Origin of the sequence: Vreelandella indica, from assembly GCF_037070225.1 — a bacterium.
GTDB classification, from domain to species: Bacteria; Pseudomonadota; Gammaproteobacteria; order Pseudomonadales; family Halomonadaceae; genus Vreelandella; species Vreelandella arctica.
Map to the genome: position 1 here is coordinate 1 of NZ_JBANSO010000041.1, position 24,841 is coordinate 24,841.

A 24,841-nucleotide genomic window follows, 5' to 3' on the forward strand; every position below is an offset into this window, starting at 1 on the left:
ACGACCATAGCACGCGTGAACCACCTGATCCCTTGCCGAACTCAGCAGTGAAACCGCTTAGCGCCGATGGTAGTGTGGGGTCTCCCCATGCGAGAGTAGGTCATCGTCAGGCACCTATACCGCAGAAAACCCAGCCACCCGGCTGGGTTTTTTGTGTGCGTGAAAGAAAAGTCGTTGCTTTTTACAGAAGCGATTTTTTCTTAGCACTCTGAAGAATAAGTTTTTTAAATATATTTATAACAATAGCTTGCGTATTTAGCATGGTATTGTTGCCAAGCAGCATCTAGTATTATGCTGCAGGTGCAAGATTTAAAATCTCAGGAGGAGAAACGATATGACGACGGAATTAGCCAAAAAGTTAGCAATTGCCTTATTTATGGCGTTAATGGCAGGCGGGCTTGTCGCCTGTGATGATCAAGGCCCTGCTGAAGAAGCGGGTGAAAGCATTGACGAAAGTGCAGAAGAAGCCGGTGAGAGCATGGAAGAGCTCGGTGAAGATATGGAAGAGGCTGCCGAAGACTAGGCAGAATAAGCATGTAATTGCTACGTTAGCAAAGCAGCCGCTGAAAAGCGGCTGCTTTGTTTTTGTATCGTGTCTATTATGATTCCAATAATGATAAAAATTAAGGAGGCGCTGTGCAGCTACAACGTGAAAAAAGCCTACTGCTGATGGTCGATTTTCAGGCTGGCCTGCTGCCTGTGATTGAAGGTGGTCAAGAGGCCGTTACCGAGGCGGCTTGGCTAGGTGAAATGGCTTGCCTACTTGAAGTGCCGGTGTGGTTAACCGAGCAGAACCCTGAAAAACTAGGTGGTACCGCACCATCTCTATTGGCCGCTCTAAACGATTATCAACTGTGGCAAAAACAGCATTTCAGCGTGATGGCAGAAGCTGAATTTGAATCAACATTAAAAGCATCAGGAAAGACGCAGATTGTACTGTGTGGAACAGAAGCGCATATCTGTGTGCTGCAAACGGGGTTGGGGATGCTAGCGGCAGGTTACGAGCTGTACTGGCTTAGCGAAGCGTCTGCCAGCCGTCGACCACAAGAGGCTACGATGGCGCGTGAGCGTGCATGTGCAAGCGGTGCTGTGGCTGTGACAGCGGATATGGTGGCTTATGAGTGGCTACACCGCTGCGATACAACGCTCTTTAAAGAGGCGCACCAGCGGTTTTTAAAGCCGCGCGCGTCACGCCCCGTACGTTTTTTCTAGGTTGTACCAGCCCGGTCGTTCGCTTTAGCGATCAGTTTCTTTGCGAGTGAACACGAAGGTATCACCCTGAGACGCCGAGGCGTCAAAACGGTAGCCTGCCACATCGAAGGCCTTGAGCTCATTAGGTTCGTTAATCTGCTGCTCAATTAGCCAAGCGCTCATCAGACCACGTGCCTTTTTGGCATAAAAGCTGATGATCTTGAATGTACCATTCTTCTCGTCTTTGAAGACCGGCGTAATCACCCGCGCATCAAGCTGTTTCGCATCAACCGCCTTAAAGTATTCATTAGAAGCGAGATTAACCAGTACCTTGGAGCCGCTTTCAGCGATGGCCTCATTGAGTGCAGGTGTTAGGGTGGGCTTCCAGTAAGCATAGAGATCTTTACCGGCGCTATTAGATAGCTTGGTGCCCATTTCCAGCCGATATGGCTGAATTAAGTCCAGTGGCCGTAGCAGGCCATATAAGCCGGAAAGTATGCGTAGGTGCGATTGCGCATAACGGTTTTCAGCCTCACTGAAGCTTGCGGCTTGTAGGCCAGCGTAAACATCACCCTGAAACGCCTGAGCAGCAGGTTTGGCATTGCTTAGGGTGAAAGGGGGCTGCCACTCTTCAAAACGTGCAGCATTCAGGCCCGCCAATTTATCGCTGATGCCCATGAGTTCGCTGATTTGCTGCGGCGAATAGTCGCGTAAAATATCGATCAGCGCTTGGCTCTGTTTCAGGAAGTCGGGCTGTGTCACTTTCGTTGTGGTCGGAGGGGTTTCAAAATCCAGCGTTTTGGCGGGAGAGATAACGCTCAGCATCGCATACTCCTGGTCGTGCCCTGGTAAATAAAAGCCGATTATAAGTGGGCTTAGTATACCAAGCCTCGGCGAAGGCCGAGGCTATAGTGACGATAGCTTGGTGAGAGCCGACTATTCTGAAGGACGATTTTTAAGAGCGGCTTTTAAGGACAGGGATTAGGCATACGACGGTGAATATCTTCAATTGCCTCTAGCACGTCGTCATCCAGCTTGAGGCTCTCGCTGGCAAGATTGCTTTCCAACTGCTCCATGGTGGTCGCGCCAATAATGTTACTAGTCAAAAAGCTGCGCGAGTTAACAAAAGCCAACGCCATTTGAGCAGGATCTAAGTCATGCTGTTGAGCCAGTGACACATAGGCTTGCGTGGCAGCTTCTGCTTCTGGGGAGGTATAGCGTTTGAAGCGCTCATAAAGCGTCAGGCGGCCTTTGGGCGGTTGGGCACCGTTCAGATACTTACCTGAGAGAACACCAAACCCTAGCGGCGAATAGGCGAGTAGCCCTACGTCTTCACGATGCGCAATTTCAGCCAAACCCACTTCAAAGGAGCGGTTCAGAAGGTTGTAGGGATTCTGTACAGAGGCGACACGCGGTAAGTCCAGCTTGTCGGCGAGCTGTAGCGAGCGCATGACTCCCCAAGGCGTATCATTAGAGAGCCCAATGGCGCGCACCTTGCCTGCATCAACCAGCTCTTTTAGTGCAGATAGTGTCTCTTCCAGAGGCGTGGCGTCTTCATCTTCGCTATGCACATAGCCTAATTTGCCGAAGAAATTAGTTTGACGGTCTGGCCAGTGCAGTTGGTAAAGATCAATATGATCCGTATTTAAGCGCGCTAAGCTTGTATCGATGGCCTGATGAATATGCTCGCGGGTGAGGCGTGGGCCTCCACGGATATGGTCAAGCCCTGGGCCAGCGGCTTTAGTAGCTATAATAAGGTCGTCCCGAGCGCCACGCTGCTTGAGCCAACTGCCGATATAGCGCTCCGTAAGACCTTGGGTAGTGGCCATCGGGGGGACAGGGTACATTTCAGCGGTATCAATGAAATTGATGCCAAATGCCACGGCTCGGTCAAGCTGCTCATGGGCTTCGGCTTCGCTATTTTGCTCGCCAAACGTCATCGTGCCTAAGCAGAGTCGACTGACCTCCATGCCGGTTCTGCCAAGTGGGCGCGTTTGCATTTTTATCTCCTTACTAAGGCGGCATTGCCAAAAAATAAGCCACCCTGGCAGGGTGGTAAACGGCGTATGCATGGCATGTTAGCGAGGCTCTTGGAAAGCAGCAAATTAATGGGGTTGAGTCGTCGCAAAGGCAGGCGTATGCTTGCCAGCCCATCGACCGGCTAAAGGCCGGTTTCTCGTGTGGTTGGTAGCTATGTTTGATGGCTGCTGGCCCAAGGTTCCAACAGATAGGCAGGGTGGTTTGCCATGCTGCAGGCATCAACGTTGTTTACTCGGCTAGAATTTCGCCTAGCTGAACGGCTGTTTCATAATCACTGGCTGTTGCCGCGTTCACCGCGTACCCAGCGTTTAACGATGCGCTTATTTAAGCGTTGTGCGGAGGCGGGTCACCCTGATGCGCTTTCCGTTTATGGTCATATGCTCTTTCATCGCAGTCAAACGCCTCAGGATAAGGCGCGTGGTGCGCGGTATGTTCTGGAAGCAGCGCATGCAGGAGATGTAAAGTCTCAGTACCAAGTAGCGCAAATCCATGAGCATGGCTGTGTGCAATACCCCCGTCGCGAAGATTATGCGGTGACGTGGTATGCCCGCGCTGCCCAGTCTGGGCATTTTTTAGCCGCCGAGCGTCTTGCCCGAGCTTATCGCCTGGGTGAGCTAGGCTTGACGGTAGATGATGAGCGAGCCGCTTATTGGCAGCGACAGGCCGAACAGCAGCCGCTAGATGACGTGGCCGTCGCATAAGCGCTTTCACGTTTTGATTGAGTGAGGAAGGTTGTGTCCGAGACGCTACCCACAGTACTAGATATTGAAGCCTCCGGATTTGGGCGTGGCAGTTATCCCATCGAAATAGGCATCGCACGGGCTGATGGAAGCTGCTGCGCCTTTCTCATTCAACCGCTAGATGAGTGGACGCACTGGGACCCAAAGGCGGAGCTGCTGCACGGTATCTCTCGTGAGCGCCTCATTCAGGAGGGCTATCCCGTGCGTCAGGTTGCCCACTGGTTAAACGACGAGCTGCGCGAGTTAGGCAAGGCCTACAGTGATAGCTGGGGCTACGACAACACCTGGCTTTCCCTGCTCTTTCATCACGCGGGTATGCTGCCGCGTTTTCGCCTTGAGGCGCTAAGGATACTGCTCAGCGAAGAGCAGCAAGCGTTATGGAGCGACACCAAAGAAGCAATGATCGCCGAACGCGGTATTCACCGTCATCGGGCAGGTGAAGATGCACGTTTGCTACAATTGACTTATCAGCATACCCGCCAGCTCACCGAGCGTATGGGCCGCTAGTAACGTCTCCCTCACTCTTCCCCCGTCAGCACTATAGCTGAGCTTCTAATGCATCAAGCAGTTCATTGGATGTTGCTGCGTCGAGCAGCATGTCACGAGTGGCGGATGCCAAAAAGCCATGGCTGACAGTACTGTCTAAAAAGGTCAGCAGCGGTGAATAGAACTCGTCGATGTTAAGCAGCCCCATGGGTTTTTCATGCAGGCCCAGATAGCCCCACGTCCATATTTCAAACAGCTCTTCAAAGGTGCCAATCCCGCCGGGTAAGGCAATAAAAGCGTCGGCATTAGCCGCCATGGTGGCTTTGCGTTCATGCATATTACGCACCCGAATCAGCTCGCTTAACCCAAAGTGTGCCTGTTCTCGCTCCACTAAGTGTTCAGGCATTACGCCAATGACATTACCGCCTGCCTCCAACACTGAATTCGCCAGCTCACCCATCAGGCCAATGCGTGCCCCACCATAAACCAGCGTGTGACCACGCTCGGCAAGCGTGCGTCCTAGTTTATTGGTCGCCTGCCGGAAAACTGGGCTATTACCCTCACGAGAGCCAAGATAGACACAAATTCGAGCCATTCGCTTTTTCCTAACGCTAAAAATGAAAAGTGACTAATCCGTTACTTAGGGTAGGCAGCGGTCGACCTGGTGGTGTTGATCCATCCATTGCCCTATAACGTTGTTACCGCAAAGGTGATGAGCATACTGAGTGTGCAGACAGCGCACTTGGTGCCAGTTACTAATGCCGCCAATGCCGCGCTCGGTCATTACGTCGGTATAGCCCAACTGAGCGACTTCTTGGCGCTGGGCATCGCTCATATAGTCCCAGCGAGCAGCCACATAATCACGGTGACTTTGCAAATAAGCCTCAAGAAAGTCTGGTTCTTCCTGCAGCCGCTGTTCGAGCGCTTTGATAACGCCCACCGCTTCAATGCGAGAAATTTCTACTTTAAGCACGTCTGAGCAGAGCCAATACAGCGTAGGAAAAGGTTTGCCATCAACGATAGGAGACATGCGTAGCACCAGCGGCGTGCCTTCGCCGTCAGTGGCGGCTACTGCTTCAATGCCACGCGGTGCGCGGCCAAGCTGTTGAGCAATAATGGCGAGCTGACGTTCGTCAGGCGCCTGATTGGTGCGTATCACCATCGGGTTGGTCTCTCACAAATTTGTTTGAGCGGCCAACGGCACGGAAAAAGCAGCGATTGAGCTGTTCGGGCGACGCAACATAGCACCACGTCCGCTCACAGTATTCAGCGGCTCGTGCCATTAGCACATCATAAAGGCGGTTGAAGGGGGCATCATAATCGTAGGGGTCTGCCCCAAACAAGCGGATATGCGGATAGTCAGCGAAGCGCTCAACAAAGTAGTGCTCAAGATCCGCTTCAACGGCACGGTGCTGCGCAACGTTGTCAGGGTCTATCCAGAGGTTGTAGCGGATGGCCATAAGCGTGGCTCCTATTGCCCCGGCAGTGCGGGGCAGCGTCGGTCAGGCGTGTTCATTCAGGGGCATCTTGCAGGTGGGCCGTTAACGCCTCACGTAAATTTCCCTCGATGGGCTTGGCACACTTAGCCTGGTGGTCGTACTGCACCATAACGGTGTGACCCAGGTTGGTAAGTGTGCCGTGTTGGCGCGCCTCTTGGGTCACCGTAAACGAACTGTTGCCCAAGCGTGTTAAATACGTGCGTATTTCGATGTCGTGACCGTAAAACAGTTCAGCTCGGTAGTCGACTTCCATACGCGCCATAATTAAGCGCCACTTCTTCGGGTTTAAATCAGGCGTGAAGAGTTTGAATAAGTCGTTACGGGCCAGCTCAAACCAAGCGGGAAGTCGAGTATTATTGATATGCCCTAGGGCGTCGGTGTCGTAAAACGCTGGCTCAATGGTACGCGTAAACATGGCTTGTCCTTGTTATTAAAAAAACAGGTTATTAGTAGGGGTGATCGCAACGGCAACGCTTAGGATTAACCCAAGCAAGCGCTTGGTCAAGCGGTGCGGCGTTGATACCACGCAATGAGTTGCATCCACCCCAACAGCCATAGCGTGGCAGCAACGAAGCCGACCAATGTGCCCCATAGCAACCCCAGTGTGCTGTAAGTATAGGAAACACATAGCGTGTAACTCAGTAGCGAGCCAAGTCCCATTGGGTAGTGCTTGATCACCGTCGCCACCGGCGCTGCCCCATGGTTCAGGTGTAGGATCAGCAAAAAAGGCAGCATCGTGACGGGAAAGGCGGCCAACGTTCCCGCCCAGGCGGGCGGCAGGCAGTGGGCCAGGCTAGTAATGGTAAATATGATCGCGGTGGCAAGTGCCGCGCGGGCAGCAAGCGCCGGTAACGAAAACGTTCTGCTGGCGGGTATCCTGACATCAGTAATGTTGCGGAATAAGCCGCTGAACAGAGCAATGGCGCATAGCGTCACCAGCGTGCCGCTCAAACGCGTGAAGTTAAACTGAGCGAGCAGCGTGCTAACGGCGAGCCAAGCAACCAAGCCGCCCGCCACGCCGCCAACGACACCTTTAACACCAGGCTGTCGTCCTGCCACCCAATAACCGGCCCCTAGCGCCATTGTGGCCGTAAAGCCCGCCAGGGTATGCACCGCACTTTGGGTCGCAAACTGAGGTGAAATTTCCAAGCCGATAAAAAATAGCGCCAACGCCGTGCCCAATGGATAACCCGCCAGCAGCCCGGCCATACGTGGACTGGCGCGCACCGCAATTGCCCCTAGCCCCAATACCATACTGATTGAAAGGCCAAGCTTTGCTAGCTGCCAAGTGAGCGGAATTTCTATCATGTAGCGTGTTCCTTGCTGTTATTTTTTTGGTGCTATTGGTGTGTCGTTGTTTTATGACGCCATTTAATGGCCTTCACCGTTTCGGTTTTCTAAGCGAGCGTGCTGCCGATTAAACTAAACGCAGCCCTTGCTGGTCGCGCCAAGCGGCTTCTAACGCCTCTTGCAGAGGCGCTTTTAGGTGGGCAGGGAGGGCGTCCTGAGCTGCTTTCAATGAATCAAACGAGCGATTGCGTAGCCAGCAGTATGCCCAGGCGCAGGCTTCAGCATCGCTATCGGGGGTCGGGCGAGCGGGCATTTGATTAAGCAAAAATACCGCGGTGCGTGGCGCCCAAAGCGGCATCTCACCGAGCTCATCCTGGCTCCACTCTTCCAGCGTTGCGCCGCTCGGCGTGGCGTCGGGCGTACCTAATTTGGCAACCCGGGCCGTTTCGGCAAGAATAAGCGCAAGCTGGTCAGTATTCGCTTGGCCAAGCGAGCGCCATTGCCGCAACAGGGCTGATAGCCCTGCCCGCATCTTGGTATAAAAGTCATCTTGCGGCATGCTTGGCATCACCCCTGTTCAATAAGTGAGATTTTTCATGGCCTACGATTTTGCCACGCCTGTGGAGCGACGCCACCCAGAAGGTGGCTGGGCATCGCAAAAATGGCACCGCTACGGCGACGACGTGTTACCCCTTTGGGTCGCCGATATGGATTTTCGCTCCCCGCCAGCAGTCGTTGATGCGCTGCAGTCGCGGGTGGCTCACGGTGTTTATGGCTATGGTGAAGTGCCTGCTACGTTAACAGAAACCCTGTGCCAGTGGAGCGCCCGCCACTATGATTGGCCCATTCAGCCCGAGTGGCAGCAGTGGTTGCCGGGGGTAGTGCCTGCCTTGCACTTGGCTGCGCTCGCGCTGACCGAGCCAGGCGACGGTGTATTAACAGTCACACCCATCTATCCGCCGTTTCTAGCAGTGGCAGAGCGCACCGGGCGTCTACCCCAACAGGCGATGCTTCAAGCGCCTCCGAGCCCCGGTGCGCCTTGGCAGCTCGATATTGCCGCCCTGGAGGCGTCGATTACGCCGCGTACCCGCCTATTGCTATGGTGTCATCCCCACAACCCGACAGGGCGCGTATGGCATCAGGAAGAGCTTGCTGCGCTGGCTGAGCTGGTAGAACGACATGATCTTTGGGTGGTATCCGATGAGCTTCACTGCGACCTGCTATTAGATGAAGGCGCGTGCCACCGTCCGCTGGTGGCAGCATTTCCTGAACTGGCCAAGCGCACAATCACCCTGTGGGCGCCCTCTAAAACCTTTAATTTGGCTGGGTTGACCAGTGCCTGCGCGGTGATCCCTGACCCTGCTCTGCGTCAGCGCTTTGCAGCCGCAGCAAAAGGGCTGCTGCCCGATAGCAACATACTCGGCTTAGTCGCGGCGGAAGCGGCTTATCGGGAAGGTGAGCCGTGGCGGCAGGAACTATTAAACGTACTACGTGAGCATCGTGCGACGCTGGAGGAGCGAGTGGCTAGCTGGCAGAGTGTTCGTTGGAGTACACCGGAATCAACGTATCTAGCCTGGCTGGATATGCGCGAGGCGGGTCTGGGCAATGCGCCCCATAAAAGGCTGCTGAAAGAGGCGGGGGTGGCACTTTCAGACGGGGCTGCCTTTGGCTGCCCCGGCTTTGTGCGGCTTAACTTCGGCACCACCGCTACCCAACTGGAAATGGCATTGTCACGCATGGATGCAGTGCTAAAAAGCAGTGAGACCCGTTAGTAGAGCATGGCAAATAGTTTACGGCGGTAGGTAACGGTCAGCGGGTGATCGGCGCCTAATGCATCGAACACCTGCAGCAGCGTTTTACGCGCTGCGTCATCATTGTAGGCACGGTCGTGTTTCATCAGCGCCAGCAGTGCTTCCAGGCCTGCATCGTAATGACCATCAGCCACTTGGCGCAGGGCGCGCTGGTACTGAGCTTCGCTGTCGGTACGATCGCCCAGGGCTGCGATCTCTTCGGCTGAGAGTGCCTGTTCGCCAAACTCAATGCTGGCGCGCACGCCCCGGGCAGGTGCTGCGTCGCGCTCTTCCGGCGGCAGGTTATCAAGCACTTCACGCGCTTCGCTGCCACGCCCTTCGGCTACCAGTACCCGGGCGAACGCGACTTGATAAGCGTAGTGCTCCGGGTACTGGCCCATCAGGGTTTGATAAATTTCGCGTGCGCCCGCGATATCGCCTGCCTGCAATGCTTCTTCCGCCTGCTCTTCCGGGGTGGGGGGCGCTTCGCCGGGGGCGGGGAAGTAACGATTCAACCACTCGCGTACTTCTTTCTCCGGCAGCGCTCCCTGGAAACCATCCACCAAGCCGCCCTGGCTAATCAGCTTCACATCGGGCACTGAACGCACGCCCAGTTGGCCGCCGATTTCTGCATTTGCGTCTATATCGAGCTTGCCGAGCAGGAAGGCGCCTGCGTATTCCACCACTAGTTTCTCGAGCACTGTGAGCAGGGTGCGACTGCTATCGGTGGAAGGCGAGTAGCAGCCCATTAGTACCGGCACCTGCATGGAGGCTTCCAATACCTGCTGAATATTGCCTGCGTTCAATTCAATGATGACATCTTCAGGTCGCACCGACGCACGCTCATCGGTAGGCGCGGTAGCATCGGTATTTCCAGTATCCGCGGTGAGCGGCTTACCTGAACGGGGATCAATAATCGACATGGGTAGACTCGTCAGCAAAAAATGAATAATAGTTACCCATGATATGCAGGCATGCCCCGGCGGATTCAAGGAAAAGGCAGGAAAATAAAAAGCCATAGGTGAAAAAAACCGTACCTTTCGGTAACAGTTTTTCTGGGCGTTTTTACATAACTAGCGGACACAAAAAAACCAACACCCGTAAAGGTATTGGTTTTTTCTATATTTGGTAGCGGGGACCGGATTTGAACCGATGGTCGGAGCTTTTGCTTACCCTCCTGGCATCCCTTTGTCGCCTCTGGTTGAAACAAGGAAACAGCCATGTCAGCTCTTTTGTAGTGGTCAAGTAAAACTGGCCACCGCTTTATAGTTAACCCAGTACTTTTCCTCTGCCTGGTTCGGACTCATACCACCGTTATGCTGGTGAGGCCTAAGCTGGCTGTAATACCCGATTAAATAGTTCACGATATGATGCTGCCCCTGCAAGAATGAGCGATAGCCATACGTTGGCACCCATTCAACCTTTAAGCTCCTGAAGAAACGCTCCATTGGCGCATTATCCCAGCAATTACCACGTCGGCTTAGGCTTTGTTTTACTTGGCATTTCCAGAGTGTCTGACGGAACTTACGGCTCGTATAATGACTGCCCTGGTCGCTGTGGAACATAACCCCTTTTGGCCGCCCACGGCTCTCATAAGCCATTTTCAATGCGCTGCTGGTGAGTTCGCTATCGGGCGACAACGACATCGACCAGCCAATCGTTTTCCTAGCAAATAAGTCCATGACAACGGCTAGATAAGCCCAGCGTTTGCCAGTCCAGATATATGTGACGTCGCCACACCAAACGCGGTTGGGCGCCGCAACGTTAAACTGACGCGCTAAGTGGTTCGGTACCTCAACGTGTTCATCACCTGTTTTCTTATAGGTGTGCCCAGGCACTTGGCAGCTAATTAGGCCAAGCTTTTCCATCAGGCGGCCAGCGCGATAGCGACTTAACGGCACATCCTGCCTTGTCGCCATCTCTGCGATGCTGCGCGCCCCTGCAGAGCCTTCGCTCTCGCGAAATAGCTCTCTGACCTTGGCTATTTCCTTAGTCTTCGTGGCACACACAGGTCTTTTTGAACGTTGTCTCCAGTATTTAAAGCTGCTGCGATGCACGCCAAACACGTCACACAGTTTTTTACCGGGTAGCTCGTCTTGAGTTTCTCGATTAGCGAGAAGTGTTCAGGGAGTCCGACATCAAGAGAGCGGTAGCCTTCCTAAGAAACCCGTTGGCTGGGGTCTGCTATGGGGGCCAATTCAAAGCCTAATGATTGCGCACGGCGTTGTAAATTACGAACAATACGTTGGTGGTAGCGTTCCTCATAGTAGTCAGTACCAGGATCTTGATAAACCCAGCCGTAGCGCAGGACGTTGTAGAATAAAACGGCAATTTTCCTAGCTGTCGCAGTGACAGCTTTAGCCTTACCTAGCCGACTCGCCAACCGGCGGTAAAAAGCACCAAGGCCTGTTTGAGAACGCCCAATAGTGGTGGCCGCTAGGCGCAGCAAGGCAGCTGCTCGATTCTTGGTTCGTCGAGTGCGTGACGAGAGTACCTTGCCACCGGAGATCTTGCTTCCCGGTGACAACGCTAGCCAAGAGGTAAAGTGCTTGACCGTGGGCCAGCGACTCATATCAGTGCCGCACTCGCTAATGAGTTTGAGTACCAAGTAGGGTCAAAGGCCATGAATCTGGGTTAGGTCAATGCCCAGCACCTGAAATAGAGCACTGCGTACATCAAATACCGGTGCATTAGGATTGGCATCCCGATGCCGAGCGGCAGGCAGCAAGCTTTCCGGCGCTGGCGTTGAAAATGAAAGCCGTTTGAGAGTCGCTTCAATAAGCTGATCGCATTCGGCGACATGCTCATGGTAAGTGTCGTACAAAGTGAGAGACTGACGCAGTGTGAGTAGATGTTCCTCGCGGTAGTGGCCCTCCAAGCTTTGACGAATTGTTTCCTCACTGGCTTTACAGCGCGGATCACGAAAGGAGGCTAGTACAGCGGAGTCATGCTGCCCCTGGACAATAGCGCGCAGAATCCGCATCCCTGTTCTACCGGTGATATCAGACACAACGTGATGAAGTGGCAAATTCATCTCCATCAATGCTTTCTGCATATGCTGAATATGAGAGGCACAATATTCCAGTAACCGTTCCCGCTGGCGTAGTAACGCTCGTAGACTGGCAAGCTCTTGAGTCGGACGAAAGCTGCCACGCAGCAGGCCATAGGAATGCAAGCGTTGTAGCCACTGAGCATCGTTGATATCCGTCTTGCGCCCTGGGACATTCTTGGCCTCACGGGCATTGACCAGAATCACGTCAAAACCGCGTTCTTCCAAGAGTTCGTAAACGGGGATCCAGTACACACCGGTCGATTCCATTGCGATGGTCACGATGTTCTTTTCCGCTAACCAATCAGCTAGGCGACGCAAATCGCCCGTAAAGGTATCAAAGCGTCGTACCGGTTGCGGATCCCGATCAGGGGGAATCGCTACAACATGAAAACGTGAACCAATATCTATCGCTGCGGCATTGGGGTGAACGACTTGTAACTTGTCCCGCTGCCGAGTGGAGCGGGAGGAATGACGAGCCATGACAGCATCTCCTCAGCAACCGAAAATGACGGAAGGGCCAGAGGAGGTGGCGTTGATGACATCTACCTTCCTAACCGGGATCACCTCAAACGGTGTCACCACTTTCAAGTCCAGAACGCCACCCGAGCCACGTTTTTTAACGGGGTCGACCACCAAAAGCCAACGGCTGCGCCCCTGACACCCAAGCTGAGTATAGGGCGCCGTCGGGTTTCTGTACCTACAAGCGGGTGCCAACCCATAACGGGTTTTTTAGGATGTCTTTTTCCATCTCAATGTCACGGATGCGCTTTTCAAGCTCGCGAATCCTGAGCTGATCGGGTGTCATGGGCGTTGCTTTAGGGCTTTGGCCATCACGCTCTTGGCGTAACTGACGAACCCATTTATCCATGCTCGAATACCCCACATTCATTGCTTCTGCCGCTTCACGAACCGTGTAGTTTTGATCAACGACTAGCTGTGCTGCTTCGAGCCGGAATTCAGGGCTAAAGTTACGTTTTGGTCTTGTTGCCATGCTGTCACCTAGTGATGTCTTGGTGCATATTAGCACCTCTAATTAGGTGGCCAAATTCACTATGCCACTACAGGGCAAACAGCGATACAAAGAGCTGCCCTGAGTCCAGCTACTAAGTGAGGTGAAATAATGGCCATCGAGTATTACAACAGTGTGTGGGATGCCATTGAGGATACGCCTGAGGAAGCGTTGAATATGAGGCTCCGTTCCGAGCTCATGGCAAAAATTGCTGGCCGTGTGAGGGAGTGGAACATTACTCAGAAAGAAGCAGCCGACCGATTAGGAATTACTCAGCCGCGCCTCAATGATCTGCTGAACGGTCGCATTAGAAAGTTCAGCCTTGATGCCTTGGTCAACCTGACAGGGCCGGCTCACTTCCATCTCGAGCTAGAGATTGAAGACGAGAAAGAGGTTGCTGCCTGAGAGTGACCAGCTCAGCGCGCCGTGTTTGTGCATTAGCCATCAGTGGATCGCAATATGATGCACCACGTGGCGTATTTTTATTGCGAGCAACTTAATCAGTAGGTCATTGAGCCAAGGTTTACGGTCGCCTGAGGGCAATCATTCAGGCGATCGGGTTTATTGGTTTATCACCCGCTGACTGAAGCGCCATCTGCAGTGGCTTGGAGCTGAAATCAATCTGGATCAGCTCAATAGCTTGGTGGAGGATAAAGATATGTTGGCAGGGAACTTAGAGAACTGGGCTCAACAGGAGCGGTTCTGAAGGCTGTCTCGATGAAGCTCGCGATAATCTTCGGACGCAGCTTAGCTTCAAATTTGGTCAAGTCCCGCACTGGGTGGAGAATCGGATCGAACAAGCTGATCATGACCAACTGAAAGTCTGGTCACGCGATATACTGTTTGCTAGCAACCCTGACGAAATGTTCAAGCAGGAACTCGCCAGCAGTCTGGTGGGGGATAAAGGTATGCTGGCAGAAAATCTTTAAAGCTGGGCTCAGAAAGAGCGTCACCAAGGCATCGCTTGATTAGTTGTCCAGGGTCCAACTGTGCTCTCAACGTCTAAAGCAGCTTTGTTTGCCCTGAAGCGGTAAACTTGCACCCCATGGCTTTGTAGCCTTTCTCGCGTTTTCGGAACATACGTTCAAGCATGGGCAGTCCAGTATCAAGGTAGTCATAGACAGTAACTTCCTGTTTGCCTTCAACCGCTCGGTGGATCCTGCCAGCGTACTGTGACAGCGTTCCTTTCCAGGCGATGGGCAAGGCTAAAGACAGCGTGTCTAACCGAGGCAAGTCAAAACCTTCTCCAATGTATTTGCCGGTTGCAACGATAACCTGAGCCTTATGTAACTGCGCTTCCGCCGCCTGACGTTCTCTGACACGCATCCCTCCATGCAACACAACCGACGTTATGGATGCCGCGGCCAACAGTGCTGCCAGTGTCTCGGCGTGCTCTCGTCGTTCCCTCATCAGAAGACAGCCTGCCTCATTATGCACATAGCTTGCTACACCCTGAACAACGCCTGATTCCAAGCGTTGCTTTTTATAATCTAATGGTAAGCTGTTGATATACAAAGCGTTCAAGGGGCTGAGAGATATGGGTGGGAAGATTAATGACTGCACTTACCGCTTGAATTTATAGCATACAGAAAAACTAATCATCTCGTCTGTATCTTGAAGTTAAAACATACCGCAAGACAAATGAACGCTTATGCATTGGTATATTATACTTATGGATTAATAGCGATAAGTTATCGGTAGATCATATATATTCATTACCGCAAAAATGGGCAGCTGTGTAAGGTGATAAAAAAGTAGTTAACCAATTTTTCTTGTAGGTTAGCTTCTTAAAATGCGCATAAATTTTTGCGTGGTATTACTTGGTAAAATAACAATCGACTAAAGATAGGATTGAATATGTACAAGAACACACAAACTAAAAATAGCTTAAGCTCGCTTATCATAATCGGGTCAGTGTTTTTTTCCTGCGTAGCTAGTGCAGATTATAATATCAAAGTTGCTCATGCATCGCCTGCTGTTGATGATCGCCTAGAAGAGTCATTACAGAGCTTTAAACAAAATGTAGAAGAGCGTACCAATGGAGAGGTTACCATCTCTACCTATCCTGCTAGTCAGTTAGGTGGCGAGCGAGAACAGCTGGAGGGTGTCCAGCTTGGCTCAATCGAAATGGCTGTATTGGCCGGACCAATTCCAGGTATATATCCACAAATTATGGTTTTTGATTTGCCATATTTGTTTAAAAATAAGCAAGTTGCCTATGAAGTTCTTGATGGTGAATTTGGTCAGCGCATATTAGATGAAATGTTGCCACAGACAGGGATCCGAGCTTTGGCCTGGGGGGAGAATGGCTTCCGCCATTTTACAAATAGCTTACACCCAATCGAAAGCCCAGACGATCTCAATGGGTTGAAAATCAGGACCATGGAGAACCCGGCTCACATGGAAATGGTGGAATCTTTAAGTGCAAATCCGACACCTATGGCTTTTGGCGAGGTTTACTCTGCCCTTCAGCAGGGTGTAATCGATGGTCAGGAAAACCCTGTATCTTTAATCGAAAGCATGCGCTTCTATGAAGTTCAAGAGCATCTTACCCTTGATGGGCACGTCTATAACCCATTTACATTTATTGTTAACAACGACTTCTTTACAAGCCTTCCTGCAGAATATCAGACTATTCTTGAAGAAGAAGCGAGAAACTGGAGTGATATCGAGAGGCAGCTCAATACGCAGCAGGTTGAACGTGGCATTCAAACGCTAAAAGACTCAGGTATGAAGATAGTCGAGTTAAGTGATCAAGAAAAACAGGCATTTCGAGATGAAACTCAACCTGTCTACGATATGTATCGTGAGCAGCTAGGAGAAGAAGTTATTGATGATCTTCTTAAAGCTGTTGAGGAAGCAGAGGCCAAGCTGTAATCGAAAATAAGCAGTTTCAGGCAGCGGCGAGCTTTAATATAATAAGGTTTGCCGCTGTAGATACTAAATATTGGGGTATAAATATGGCCCTCTTTAGATTTTTTAGTAAGTTAGATGCTGTATTAACAAAAGTTGAAGAGGTGGTTATATACTTTCTTCTTGCAACTATGCTTATGGTTGTTTTTTTAGGAGTTTTTAACCGTACTTTAATACAGCTGCCTATGCCGTGGTTAGAAGAGCTAGCTCGGTATTTAATGATATGGGCTGCTTTCATTGGTGCTAGCTTGGGAGTAAAGCGTGCTGTTCATATATCAGTTGATGCTTTAATTATGTTGCTTCCCTTAGCTGCCCAGCGACTAATGAATTTCGTTGCTTATATGGCAAGCTGCATCCTTTGTGCTTGGCTTTTCTACATTGGATTTGAGTTTGTAGGTCGTGTGTTAAATACCGGACAGGTTTCTCCAGCAATGCGTATTCCTATGTACACTGCCTATGCCGCTATTCCATGTGGTTTCTTATTAATGTCTATTAGATTTTTTCTTAAATGTGTCTTTTTCTTCGAAAAAGACAATAGTTTAACTTCTAACGAAGTCATGGCCAAAGACGTTGATAAGTTGGTGTTAGGGGGTAAAGAATAATGACAACGACGATGTTTATTGCAATGTTTACGTTACTCATAGTTAACATACCATTGGCTTTATGTATCGCATTTGCATGTGTCATTGCATTTGTTTTTGCTTCAGAGTTACCCACATTTGTTACTGTGCAGAGAATGTTTACTGGTCTCGACTCCTTCCCTCTCATGGCCATACCTTTTTTTCTTCTTGCGGGGAAAATTATGGAGAAAGGAGGAGTGTCTACGCGGCTTGTTAAATTAGGCGAAAGCATAGTGGGGTCGCTACCAGGAGGGCTGGCTATAATAGCATTACTAGCTAGTATGTTTTTTGCGTCCATTTCTGGCTCTGCCCCTGCTACCGTTGTCGCTATTGGCAGTATTATGGTTCCGGCAATGATAACTGCTGGGTATGATAAAGGTTTCGCTATAGCATTAATGGCTGTTGGTGGAACTATAGGTATTATTATCCCACCAAGCATACCTTTTGTTGTATATGGCATTTCAGCTAATGTAAGCATTGGCGATCTTTTCATTGCTGGCATTCTTCCTGGATTAATAATAGGCCTTTCACTAATTTTATACTCTTACTGCTATTCAAAATATAAGGGTTATAAAGGTGCTGAACCTACAAGTTTTGTTAATTTTATTGACAAGCTTAAAAAGTCAGCCCTAGGTTTGGCCATGCCAATCATTATCCTTGGAGGGATTTATAGTGGGGTATTTACTCCAACTGAGTCTGGTGCTATTGCATGTGTATACGGCTTAGTTATATCTTTATTTGTATATAAAGAGATTGAATTTTCTGATTTAAAAGAAATATTTATTTCTTCCGGTTTGACGTCTTCCATGGTGCTTCTAATAATTGCATCAGCCAATATAATGGGTTGGGTATTGACAACTGAACAGTTTCCGCAGCAAGTATCTGACTGGGTTACTAGTTTCGGTGCCGATAAAGTCTGGCTTCTGGTAGGAATAAATGTTCTTCTTCTTTTAATCGGTACTTTCTTGGAGCTAAATGCAGCCATTATTCTTTTAGTTCCTATTCTTTTGCCTATACTGTTAGAACAGGATGTTAACTTAATACATTTTGGCATTGTGATGATAACCAACTTGGCGATTGGATTGCTAACTCCTCCTTTAGGTGTAAACCTTTTTGTTGCAAAGAGTCTGGGGACAGCTTCATTTACACTGATAGTTAAGAAAGTTACTCCCTTGCTTATAGTCATGTTGGTTGATTTGTTTTTATTCACCTTTTTGCCAAAAATATCCTTGTTGTTTGTGGGGTGAGCAAAGGTGTGTAAATATCCGTGTAGTATTAATATGAACTAGAGTTTGATAGGTGAATAATGAAAAACTTTCAATTTTATTTCCCAACAACACTTAAATCTGGCTTTGGCATGGCTAGGCAGGCTGGTTCTCTGCTTAAGCCTTATGTTGAAAATAAACTTTTTGTCGTTACCGATAAAGGGGTTCTTCAATCCAAGGTGTTGGATGGATTCTTTGAATCCTTAGAGGAGGTTGGCCTAAGCTACGAAGTATTTTCTGAGGTGGATCCAAATCCATCTACAGTAGTTTTAGAAAATGCTGTTGATCGTCTTAAGGTATCGGGATGTGACGCAGTTATCGGTGTGGGCGGTGGTAGTAGTATCGATACCGCTAAAGGCGTGGTTGCAATGGCTACTAACCCTGGTAGCATTCTTGACTATGAAGGTTACGATAAAATTGAGAACGCGCCACTTCCATTATTTGCAATTCCCACTACATCAGGCACAGGTAGCGAATGTACAGCTTCAACAGTTTTTACAAATAAAGAAACTTTATTCAAAACTGTAATTATAAGCCCTCTGCTTTTCCCTAAAATTGCAATACTAGATCCTGAGCTTACAATGAAATTGCCGCCATCTATTACGGCGGCTACCGGTATGGATGCTCTTACACACGCAATCGAGTCATATGTTTCGAAACAGGCAAGCCCAATTAGTCAGGCACTTGCCATTCAAGCGATACGCATGATTTCAATTAATATTAAAAAGGCCTATTTCGTAGGTAGCGACACCGAAGCCCGCGAAAATATGCTTGTTGCTTCATTCCTTGCTGGTGTTGCGTTCACCCAATCAAAATTAGGAAATGTTCATGCAATTTCACACACATTTGGAGGTGTTTTCGACATACCCCATGGGATCGCGAATGCTACATTGCTTCCCTACGTTGTAAAATTTAACTTAGAAGCATGTCCTGAATTGTTTCGTGATGTAGCGGTTGCTCTAGGCGAAAATGTTACAGGACTTAGTGACTATGATGCTGGTAATAAAGTTGTTAGCTACATTTGCGAGTTAAATAAATCAATCGGTATACCTTCCAATACTGAGGCTTTGGGAGTAAAGCTAGATATGCTTCCTCAAATGATAGCTGATTCGATGCGTAGCGGGAATGTTCTAGTTAATCCACGATTAACCACATCAGAGGACATTAAGAATATAATTGTTGATGCACATAAAGGGGTTTTTAGCTAATTAGATAGTTTTTTTAATATTGGAGTTGATTGTTATGTATTATGAGATGCGGACTTATACAATTCAAATTGGTAAAATGAAGGATTACCTAGCTCACTTTGAGGAGTTTGGCTTGCCTGCTATTTCTAAATATGCCCAGTTGGTTGCATGGTGGTATACTGAAATTGGAGAGCTAAATCAGGTTATTCACGTGTGGGCCTACGAAAGCCTTGACGATAGAACAAGTCGAAGAGCTGCTTTGTATAAAGATGAGGATTGGCTAAATAAATTCGTGCCAAAAGCTTTTCCAATGATTGTGAAGCAAGAGTCTAAGCTTCTTTTAGCTGCTAATTTTTCTCCTATTAAATGAGCGGATTTTGAAGCCGGCTATATTGGCCGGTTTCAATAGCTATTGAAGATTTATCACCTTCATTCCCCCCCCCCTAAATACAATCTTTAAACTATAAAACATTATTTTAAAGAAAATTTAATTTCTCTATGTCAATAGGATTGAAAATGCATTGTTCTGGACAAATGTTAATAGGTCAGCAGGCAGTCACCGGGAGTAGCTCAGTTATACATGCTGTCAACCCGGCCACAGGTGAACAGATGGAGCCACCTTACCCCGGAGGGGGCACTGCTGAGGTAGAGAAAGCGTGTCAGTTGGCTTTGGCCGCCTTCGATGACTATCGCGAGCTAGCATTGGAAGACCGTGCGTTATTTCTTGAAACTATCGCCAACGAGATCGAAGCTATTGGTGAAGTTCTTATACAGCGCGCCGCGTCTGAGTCTGGTCTCCCCCAAGCCCGTATCGTGAGCGAACGCGGTCGTACTTGTGGCCAGCTGCGCTTGTTCGCTTCTGTCGTACGTGCTGGCGAATGGTTGGATGTGCGGATCGACCCAGCCATACCCGATCGCCAACCAATGCCTCGTACTGACCTGCGTCAGCGTCATATTGCTCTTGGCCCGGTGGCGGTGTTCGGTGCCAGCAATTTCCCGCTAGCCTTCTCCGTGGCCGGCGGCGATACCGCTTCGGCACTGGCCGCTGGCTGCCCGGTGATTGTCAAGGCGCATTCCGCCCATCCCGGTACCTCCGAATTGGTAGGCCGAGCGGTGCAAAAGGCCGTATGCAAGTGTGGTCTCCCGGAAGGCGTTTTCTCAATGCTGTTCGGCTCAGGCCGTGATGTCGGTGCGGCGCTAGTCGCCGATTACCGTATCAAGGCAGTGGGCTTCACAGGCTCACGCAGCGGCGGGACTGCGCTAATGCAGATTGCTCAGCAGCGCAAAGAGCCAATTCCGGTCTATGCCGAGATGAGCTCGATCAACCCAGTATTCCCTCTGCCGTCCGCGCTCAAGGCACGTGGCGAGATAATTGCAGAGAGCTTTGTAGCGTCCCTCAATATGGGAGCTGGACAATTCTGCACTAGCCCGGGTTTGATTGTTGCCAAGAAGGGAGAGGCGTTGGATGCCTTTGTCTCTAAGGCTCGGGACGTTCTTCAGCAGAGTGCATCACAGACCATGCTTACCCGGGGGATATATGAAGCCTATCAGCAAGGATTGGATCGGCTCTCCAGCCACGCTAATGTGAGCGAGGTGGCTCGCGGTCTAGTGGGCGATACGCCCAACCAGTGCCAGTCGGCACTATTTATTACTACTGCAACCGACTTCCTCACTGATGAGGCGCTGCAGAATGAAGTGTTTGGGTCTACCTCGTTAGTAATTGAATGCACCGATTTGGCCGAAGTGAAGCAGGTCGCCGAACAGTTGGAAGGCCAGCTTACCGCTACGTTGCAGATGGATGATTCCGATTTCGACATAGCGCGTCAGCTACTGCCAACTTTGGAACGCAAGGCAGGACGTATACTGGTCAATGGCTGGCCGACCGGTGTCGAAGTTGGACATGCTACGGTCCATGGTGGGCCGTACCCAGCCACCTCCGATAGCCGCACAACTTCAGTAGGAAGTGCAGCGATTTTTCGCTTTTTACGCCCGGTGTGTTACCAAGCGCTGCCTGACGGTTTATTGCCTGAGTCTCTAAAGAAAAGCAATCCGCTGGGCCTCAAGCGGCTCTACAATGGAAAACGCGAGACTTGATTTTTGCCATATAGCTATATGTTAATCGAGCCGACATGAGAAACTCATGTCGGTTTATATTTTAAGTAGGCCCGCCTTAAGTGAGCAGTAATCTCGGCTTCAGTTTCCGTCGACATCTGGTACTTGCAAGCGTAACTATCTATGTCCATCGAAAGGGACGCGCAGAGGGGGCCAATTTGTCCTGCTTGCGTGGCGGTGTCTGTACGGTCAGTCACTAACCTCAAGGTACCGATTCCAAAGCAGTAACCAGTATATCTATACGAAGAAATCTTAGAACACTGTGGTGCTGCAAGGGTGATGCACCTCATCACTGAAGTACCGAACCAAAATTGGTTAGTCGTAACTTTTTTCCCAAATTAACAGCTTGATGACGTCACCATGTCAGTGAGCATGAGAATACAATCCTCAATAGCAGAGCAGCGCTAGAAAATGGCGATACCGAAACGACCGGACCGCTATCTGCATGATTGGGTGGGAACGATAGGCGTGACGTGAGCTAGAGGTCGTTACCCACAGGTCGAGGCAGGGGCTTCAAAGAGGCCTATGGACCGCCGATGACCTTAAATCCCATTTATCGAAGTATCCAGAGACTATACACGAAGGATATAAAGAGGTAAAAATGTACGATTTCATCATTATTGGTGGCGGCATTCTTGGCATGTCCACTGCGATGCAGCTTATCGAAGCCTACCCCGAGCGTAGGATATTGCTGGTCGAGAAGGAGAACGGCCCGGCTAAGCACCAAACTGGAAACAACAGCGGCGTGATCCATGCTGGTGTCTACTATACGCCGGGTAGCCTCAAGGCGCGCTTCTGCCTAGCTGGCAACCGCGCTATTAAGGCGTTCTGTGAAACACACGCTATTCCTTTTGATGAGTGCGGCAAGTTGTTGGTGGCGACCAACGAGCTGGAGATGCAGCGCATGCAGTCCCTATGGGAGCGTACCGAGGCCAACGGTCTGGAGCGCAGCTGGCTGAGTGCTGATGAACTGCGCGAGCGCGAACCTAACATCACAGGGCTAGGCGGGGTATTCGTACCTTCCAGTGGCATAGTGGACTATGCCGAAGTCGCCGCTGCTATGGGTCGTGAATTCGAAATCAAAGGCGGCGAGATCCTCTACGCTACGCCAGTAACTGGGCTGGAGGAGCGTACCGATGAAGTCGTGGTAAAGACTACCTCGGGTGAGTTCGTTGCCCGCTATCTAGTTTCTTGCTCAGGGCTGATGGCCGATCGTGTGGTTCAGATGCTAGGCCTTCCTCCGAAGTTTACCATTTGCCCGTTTCGCGGTGAATATTACCGACTACCACCAGAGCATAGCCGCATCGTAAATCACCTTATTTACCCTATTCCTGACCCAGCGATGCCGTTTCTCGGCGTACACCTGACGCGCATGATTAACGGTAGCGTCACAGTAGGGCCCAATGCAGTACTCGCTTGGAAGCGAGAAGGTTACAATAAACGCGACTTCTCGCTGACCGATAGTCTGGCGATGCTGGCCAACCCGGGAATCCGTAAAGTGCTTAGGGCTAATTTGCGTCCGGGCCTGGTCGAGTTAAAGAACTCGCTGTATAAGAAGGGCTTCCTCGACGAAGTACGCAGATATTGCCCGAGCCTGACGTCAAATGACCTACAACCTCATCCAGCAGGGATACGTGCTCAAGCGGTCTCTAATGACGGCAAACTAATCGACGATTTCCTATTCTACAATACGAGACGTACCGTGAATGTTTGTAACGCACCGTCCCCAGCGGCAACTTCGGCGATTCCCATTGGAGCGCATATTGTCGGGCAGATCCGAGCGCAGGTCGATGGTTGATACTAACCATTTCCCATTTTTCGGTTAGGAGGGTTTCATAATTAAAGATGGGTGTTGGCTCGGGAAACCCGTATCTGGCAGCTGGCAGAAGGCCAGGTTTAGGAGAATTGCACCGGCCCTTGTGAAGCCTCCATATGAGATTTGCCACCTTGATTGGGAGCAAAGCGTAAATGACTTTTCTTTTGCCATACTATCGTGAACTTATAACTGACGAGAACAGCCAAGCTGCCGTCTAGAAGTTCTACCCTGATAAGTCTTATGCTTACGCCGATGCCGCCAACTAGGTTCTGTCTGAAAAGTTGGCTCTCATGCATTGCTCAATGCAAGCCAGTGTCACCATGGCCTTGAAGCTACTGGCTAGTTTGTCATAACGCGTATTGAGCCGACGCTTTTCCTTCAACCAGCCAAACAGACGCTCCACCACGTTACGCTGACGATATTTCGGCCGGTCAAATTGATGCGGAAGGCCAGGCTTTGGGCGTCGATGCATACGGCGCTGCGGAATGATTGGCCGCATGCCGTAACGCGTACAATAGTGCCGTAGCGCATCACTGTCGTAGCCCTTGTCCGCCACGATATACCGGCTGCGTTTTCTTGGTCGGCCAGACCGCCCAGGCAACCGAACCTTCTCTAGAAGCCCCGTCAGGAAGGTCGAATCGGCACGCTGGCCTGCTGATAGTGAAAACGTAATGGGAAAGCCTCGACTATCGCATAGTAGGTGTATCTTCGTGGTCAACCCGCCACGACTACGGCCGAGCGCATGGTCTACCGGCTCTATAGATCCCCCTTTTACCAGCACCACTGGCTGACCGAGTTGCTCTAATGGACGTTGAATCCACCATCCATGTATCGAGGTCCATGTAACCATCTTCACGCAGACGTAGATGCAAGCGCGTCAACATCTGATCGAAGGTGCCATCATCGCGCCACTGTCGGAAGCGCTGATAGACGGTTTTCCAGGGGCCATAACGTTCCGGCAGATCGCGCCATTGCGCACCGGAGCAAAGAATCCACAGAATACCGTTCAGCATCTGGCGGTCGTCCCGGCGAGGACGTCCCATGGTCTGCGGCGGAGAAACGATGTCCTTGATCATCTGCCAACGCTGATCAGAAAGCTCGTAACGGCCTGTCATATCGTCCTCCTGCTCAATGAACGGAGGTAGCGTAACATTTATGACTTTTCAGACAGAACCTAGGGCATTTTCGCAGCAAACAAACATTATACTTTTGTTAGTTGCAATCGTAATAAGTTGAACCCAGGCTAACGAAGTGAAGGCTTTGTTATCTGCCGTGAGTCCATTGTATGCAGTTGAATCTTGGCTACGCCTCATATCATTACCGACATTATAAATTTTAATCTGAATGATTTGTCTTATGACGTCCAAACGGCGCTTTCAGAAAGTGAGGTGCTGCTCAAACAAGTTGTTAATTTCATAATAATATAAACCATCAAGTCATCACAGTTCGGTAAAAAAAATGGTAATGATAATTAAAGTGAGGCGCTGAGAACGGTGCCAAGTAACAAGAGCACAATAATATCGTTTAGTAATCGAAGGTTAAATAATATTTCTAGGTTAGGTAATAGGTTCAGGGGCGTTAATCAACCGCTTGGTAAATAGCTCTGGCAGCTTGGCCTTCCATTCCTTCGTCACTACCATCGGTGATTGATGATGCTACGCCTATTGCAGGATTTGGTGATTGTATACCCAGCAGTTGCGTTTGAATGTTTGTAAGCGCGCCATAAACCCCATCTACTCACCTTATTGTTGACTGATCATACTGGTGGTCTCTTTAGCATTGGAGATCATCATGAGTCGCGACCTCAATTCCACTCAAGCATTTTGGTTAG

28 protein-coding genes, 1 rRNA gene and 2 pseudogenes are annotated in these 24,841 nt (G+C 50.2%); 16 read left to right on the plus strand and 15 right to left on the minus strand.

All coding sequences use genetic code 11. From position 1 onward, the window contains the following. The 3 genes from rrf to V8L71_RS19285 all read left to right on the plus strand — a co-directional run. Window positions 1–112, plus strand: a 5S ribosomal RNA gene (rrf, locus tag V8L71_RS19275); the annotation flags it as partial. A 222-nt stretch (window positions 113–334) separates the two neighbouring features. Further along, window positions 335–523, plus strand: a complete 189-nt coding sequence (locus V8L71_RS19280; RefSeq protein WP_101146656.1) for a hypothetical protein — start codon at window positions 335–337, stop codon at window positions 521–523. 113 nt (window positions 524–636) lie between these two features. Then, the gene (locus tag V8L71_RS19285; RefSeq protein WP_336275167.1) at window positions 637–1,212 is read left to right on the plus strand and encodes an isochorismatase family protein; all 576 of its coding nucleotides are present in this window, start codon (window positions 637–639) and stop codon (window positions 1,210–1,212) included. A 24-nt stretch (window positions 1,213–1,236) separates the two neighbouring features. Here the strand turns inward: V8L71_RS19285 and yaaA are convergent, their stop codons facing one another. Both yaaA and V8L71_RS19295 read right to left on the minus strand, forming a co-directional pair. Next, window positions 1,237–2,016, minus strand: a complete 780-nt coding sequence (gene yaaA, locus V8L71_RS19290; protein WP_336275168.1) for a peroxide stress protein YaaA — start codon at window positions 2,014–2,016, stop codon at window positions 1,237–1,239. Window positions 2,017–2,159: 143 nt separating this feature from the next. Further along, window positions 2,160–3,191, minus strand: coding sequence for an NADP(H)-dependent aldo-keto reductase (locus V8L71_RS19295; RefSeq protein ID WP_336275169.1), 1,032 nt, complete (start codon window positions 3,189–3,191; stop codon window positions 2,160–2,162). A 246-nt stretch (window positions 3,192–3,437) separates the two neighbouring features. Between V8L71_RS19295 and V8L71_RS19300 the strand changes: the two genes are divergently transcribed. Beyond that, window positions 3,438–3,932: a tetratricopeptide repeat protein gene (locus tag V8L71_RS19300; protein ID WP_336275170.1), complete on the plus strand. Its 495-nt coding sequence runs from the start codon at window positions 3,438–3,440 to the stop codon at window positions 3,930–3,932. Window positions 3,933–3,965: 33 nt separating this feature from the next. Continuing rightward, a complete protein-coding gene (locus V8L71_RS19305; protein WP_101146651.1) occupies window positions 3,966–4,478 on the plus strand; it encodes a hypothetical protein in 513 nt (170 codons plus the stop codon). Between the two features lie 31 nt (window positions 4,479–4,509). Here V8L71_RS19305 and V8L71_RS19310 read toward each other — a convergent pair whose 3' ends face one another. The 6 genes from V8L71_RS19310 to V8L71_RS19335 form a co-directional block, all read right to left on the minus strand. Beyond that, window positions 4,510–5,052, minus strand: a complete 543-nt coding sequence (locus tag V8L71_RS19310) for an LOG family protein (RefSeq protein ID WP_101146650.1) — start codon at window positions 5,050–5,052, stop codon at window positions 4,510–4,512. A 45-nt stretch (window positions 5,053–5,097) separates the two neighbouring features. Then, window positions 5,098–5,619 carry a DUF501 domain-containing protein gene (locus tag V8L71_RS19315; RefSeq protein ID WP_035586146.1) on the minus strand — a complete coding sequence of 174 codons (522 nt, stop codon included), beginning with the start codon at window positions 5,617–5,619 and terminating at the stop codon, window positions 5,098–5,100. After that, window positions 5,591–5,917: a hypothetical protein gene (locus tag V8L71_RS19320; protein ID WP_008956368.1), complete on the minus strand. Its 327-nt coding sequence runs from the start codon at window positions 5,915–5,917 to the stop codon at window positions 5,591–5,593. Before V8L71_RS19320 ends, V8L71_RS19315 begins: the two co-directional genes overlap by 29 nt. A 52-nt stretch (window positions 5,918–5,969) precedes the next feature. Continuing rightward, window positions 5,970–6,371 (minus strand): acyl-CoA thioesterase, encoded by a 402-nt coding sequence (locus tag V8L71_RS19325; protein WP_101146649.1) that lies wholly within the window; start codon window positions 6,369–6,371, stop codon window positions 5,970–5,972. An 86-nt stretch (window positions 6,372–6,457) separates the two neighbouring features. Next, window positions 6,458–7,264, minus strand: coding sequence for a hypothetical protein (locus tag V8L71_RS19330; protein ID WP_336275171.1), 807 nt, complete (start codon window positions 7,262–7,264; stop codon window positions 6,458–6,460). Window positions 7,265–7,373: 109 nt separating this feature from the next. Continuing rightward, on the minus strand, window positions 7,374–7,805 hold the full coding sequence (locus V8L71_RS19335; protein WP_336275172.1) for a hypothetical protein: 432 nt from the start codon (window positions 7,803–7,805) through the stop codon (window positions 7,374–7,376). Between the two features lie 37 nt (window positions 7,806–7,842). Between V8L71_RS19335 and V8L71_RS19340 the strand changes: the two genes are divergently transcribed. Continuing rightward, window positions 7,843–9,018 (plus strand): MalY/PatB family protein, encoded by a 1,176-nt coding sequence (locus V8L71_RS19340; RefSeq protein WP_336275173.1) that lies wholly within the window; start codon window positions 7,843–7,845, stop codon window positions 9,016–9,018. On the opposite strand, the gene V8L71_RS19345 is transcribed toward V8L71_RS19340, so the two are convergent. The 4 genes and pseudogenes from V8L71_RS19345 to V8L71_RS19360 all read right to left on the minus strand — a co-directional run bounded on the left by V8L71_RS19345 (window position 9,015) and on the right by V8L71_RS19360 (window position 12,568). Further along, complete coding sequence (locus V8L71_RS19345) at window positions 9,015–9,959, minus strand: co-chaperone YbbN (protein WP_336275174.1); 945 nt, start codon at window positions 9,957–9,959, stop codon at window positions 9,015–9,017. The two genes, V8L71_RS19340 and V8L71_RS19345, sit on opposite strands and share 4 nt — an antisense overlap. 318 nt (window positions 9,960–10,277) lie before the next feature. Continuing rightward, a pseudogene (locus tag V8L71_RS19350) lies at window positions 10,278–11,194 on the minus strand (IS3 family transposase); the annotation flags it as partial. Beyond that, window positions 11,195–11,644 (minus strand): transposase, encoded by a 450-nt coding sequence (locus V8L71_RS19355; protein WP_336275175.1) that lies wholly within the window; start codon window positions 11,642–11,644, stop codon window positions 11,195–11,197. Between the two features lie 6 nt (window positions 11,645–11,650). Continuing rightward, window positions 11,651–12,568 carry an IS110 family RNA-guided transposase gene (locus tag V8L71_RS19360; RefSeq protein ID WP_336275176.1) on the minus strand — a complete coding sequence of 306 codons (918 nt, stop codon included), beginning with the start codon at window positions 12,566–12,568 and terminating at the stop codon, window positions 11,651–11,653. Here V8L71_RS19360 and V8L71_RS19365 point away from each other — a divergent pair. Beyond that, window positions 12,567–12,746, plus strand: coding sequence for a hypothetical protein (locus V8L71_RS19365; protein WP_336275177.1), 180 nt, complete (start codon window positions 12,567–12,569; stop codon window positions 12,744–12,746). The two genes, V8L71_RS19360 and V8L71_RS19365, sit on opposite strands and share 2 nt — an antisense overlap. 69 nt (window positions 12,747–12,815) lie before the next feature. Here V8L71_RS19365 and V8L71_RS19370 read toward each other — a convergent pair. Further along, window positions 12,816–13,079, minus strand: a pseudogene (locus V8L71_RS19370) (transposase); the annotation flags it as partial. 129 nt (window positions 13,080–13,208) lie between these two features. On the opposite strand from V8L71_RS19370, the gene V8L71_RS19375 reads away from it, so the two are divergent. Beyond that, complete coding sequence (locus V8L71_RS19375) at window positions 13,209–13,502, plus strand: helix-turn-helix domain-containing protein (RefSeq protein ID WP_336275178.1); 294 nt, start codon at window positions 13,209–13,211, stop codon at window positions 13,500–13,502. 374 nt (window positions 13,503–13,876) lie between these two features. Further along, window positions 13,877–14,026, plus strand: a complete 150-nt coding sequence (locus V8L71_RS19380) for a hypothetical protein (RefSeq protein WP_336275179.1) — start codon at window positions 13,877–13,879, stop codon at window positions 14,024–14,026. Between the two features lie 73 nt (window positions 14,027–14,099). Here the strand turns inward: V8L71_RS19380 and V8L71_RS19385 are convergent, their stop codons facing one another. Further along, window positions 14,100–14,660 (minus strand): DEAD/DEAH box helicase, encoded by a 561-nt coding sequence (locus tag V8L71_RS19385; protein WP_336275180.1) that lies wholly within the window; start codon window positions 14,658–14,660, stop codon window positions 14,100–14,102. A 294-nt stretch (window positions 14,661–14,954) separates the two neighbouring features. Here V8L71_RS19385 and V8L71_RS19390 point away from each other — a divergent pair, with 294 nt between their 5' ends. The 7 genes from V8L71_RS19390 to lhgO all read left to right on the plus strand — a co-directional run bounded on the left by V8L71_RS19390 (window position 14,955) and on the right by lhgO (window position 22,992). Next, window positions 14,955–15,974 carry a TRAP transporter substrate-binding protein gene (locus V8L71_RS19390; protein WP_336275181.1) on the plus strand — a complete coding sequence of 340 codons (1,020 nt, stop codon included), beginning with the start codon at window positions 14,955–14,957 and terminating at the stop codon, window positions 15,972–15,974. A gap of 83 nt (window positions 15,975–16,057) precedes the next feature. Next, window positions 16,058–16,612 (plus strand): TRAP transporter small permease, encoded by a 555-nt coding sequence (locus tag V8L71_RS19395; protein ID WP_336275182.1) that lies wholly within the window; start codon window positions 16,058–16,060, stop codon window positions 16,610–16,612. Next, window positions 16,612–17,877 (plus strand): TRAP transporter large permease, encoded by a 1,266-nt coding sequence (locus V8L71_RS19400; protein WP_336275183.1) that lies wholly within the window; start codon window positions 16,612–16,614, stop codon window positions 17,875–17,877. The genes V8L71_RS19395 and V8L71_RS19400 overlap by 1 nt, the downstream gene beginning before the upstream one ends. Window positions 17,878–17,936: 59 nt before the next feature. After that, complete coding sequence (locus tag V8L71_RS19405; RefSeq protein ID WP_336275184.1) at window positions 17,937–19,103, plus strand: iron-containing alcohol dehydrogenase; 1,167 nt, start codon at window positions 17,937–17,939, stop codon at window positions 19,101–19,103. A gap of 34 nt (window positions 19,104–19,137) precedes the next feature. Further along, window positions 19,138–19,452: an NIPSNAP family protein gene (locus V8L71_RS19410; protein WP_022520273.1), complete on the plus strand. Its 315-nt coding sequence runs from the start codon at window positions 19,138–19,140 to the stop codon at window positions 19,450–19,452. A 146-nt stretch (window positions 19,453–19,598) separates the two neighbouring features. Further along, window positions 19,599–21,176 (plus strand): aldehyde dehydrogenase (NADP(+)), encoded by a 1,578-nt coding sequence (locus V8L71_RS19415; protein WP_336275185.1) that lies wholly within the window; start codon window positions 19,599–19,601, stop codon window positions 21,174–21,176. Window positions 21,177–21,795: 619 nt separating this feature from the next. Continuing rightward, entirely contained in the window at window positions 21,796–22,992 is a 1,197-nt protein-coding gene (lhgO, locus tag V8L71_RS19420) for an L-2-hydroxyglutarate oxidase (protein ID WP_336275186.1), read from the plus strand. A 280-nt stretch (window positions 22,993–23,272) separates the two neighbouring features. Here the strand turns inward: lhgO and V8L71_RS19425 are convergent. Then, window positions 23,273–24,125, minus strand: a protein-coding gene (locus V8L71_RS19425; protein ID WP_336275187.1) for an IS5 family transposase whose coding sequence is annotated in 2 segments (ribosomal slippage) — window positions 23,273–23,783 and window positions 23,782–24,125 — 855 coding nt in all. Because the reading frame shifts where the segments join, the coding sequence is not laid out codon by codon here. Window positions 24,126–24,841 lie beyond the last annotated feature (716 nt).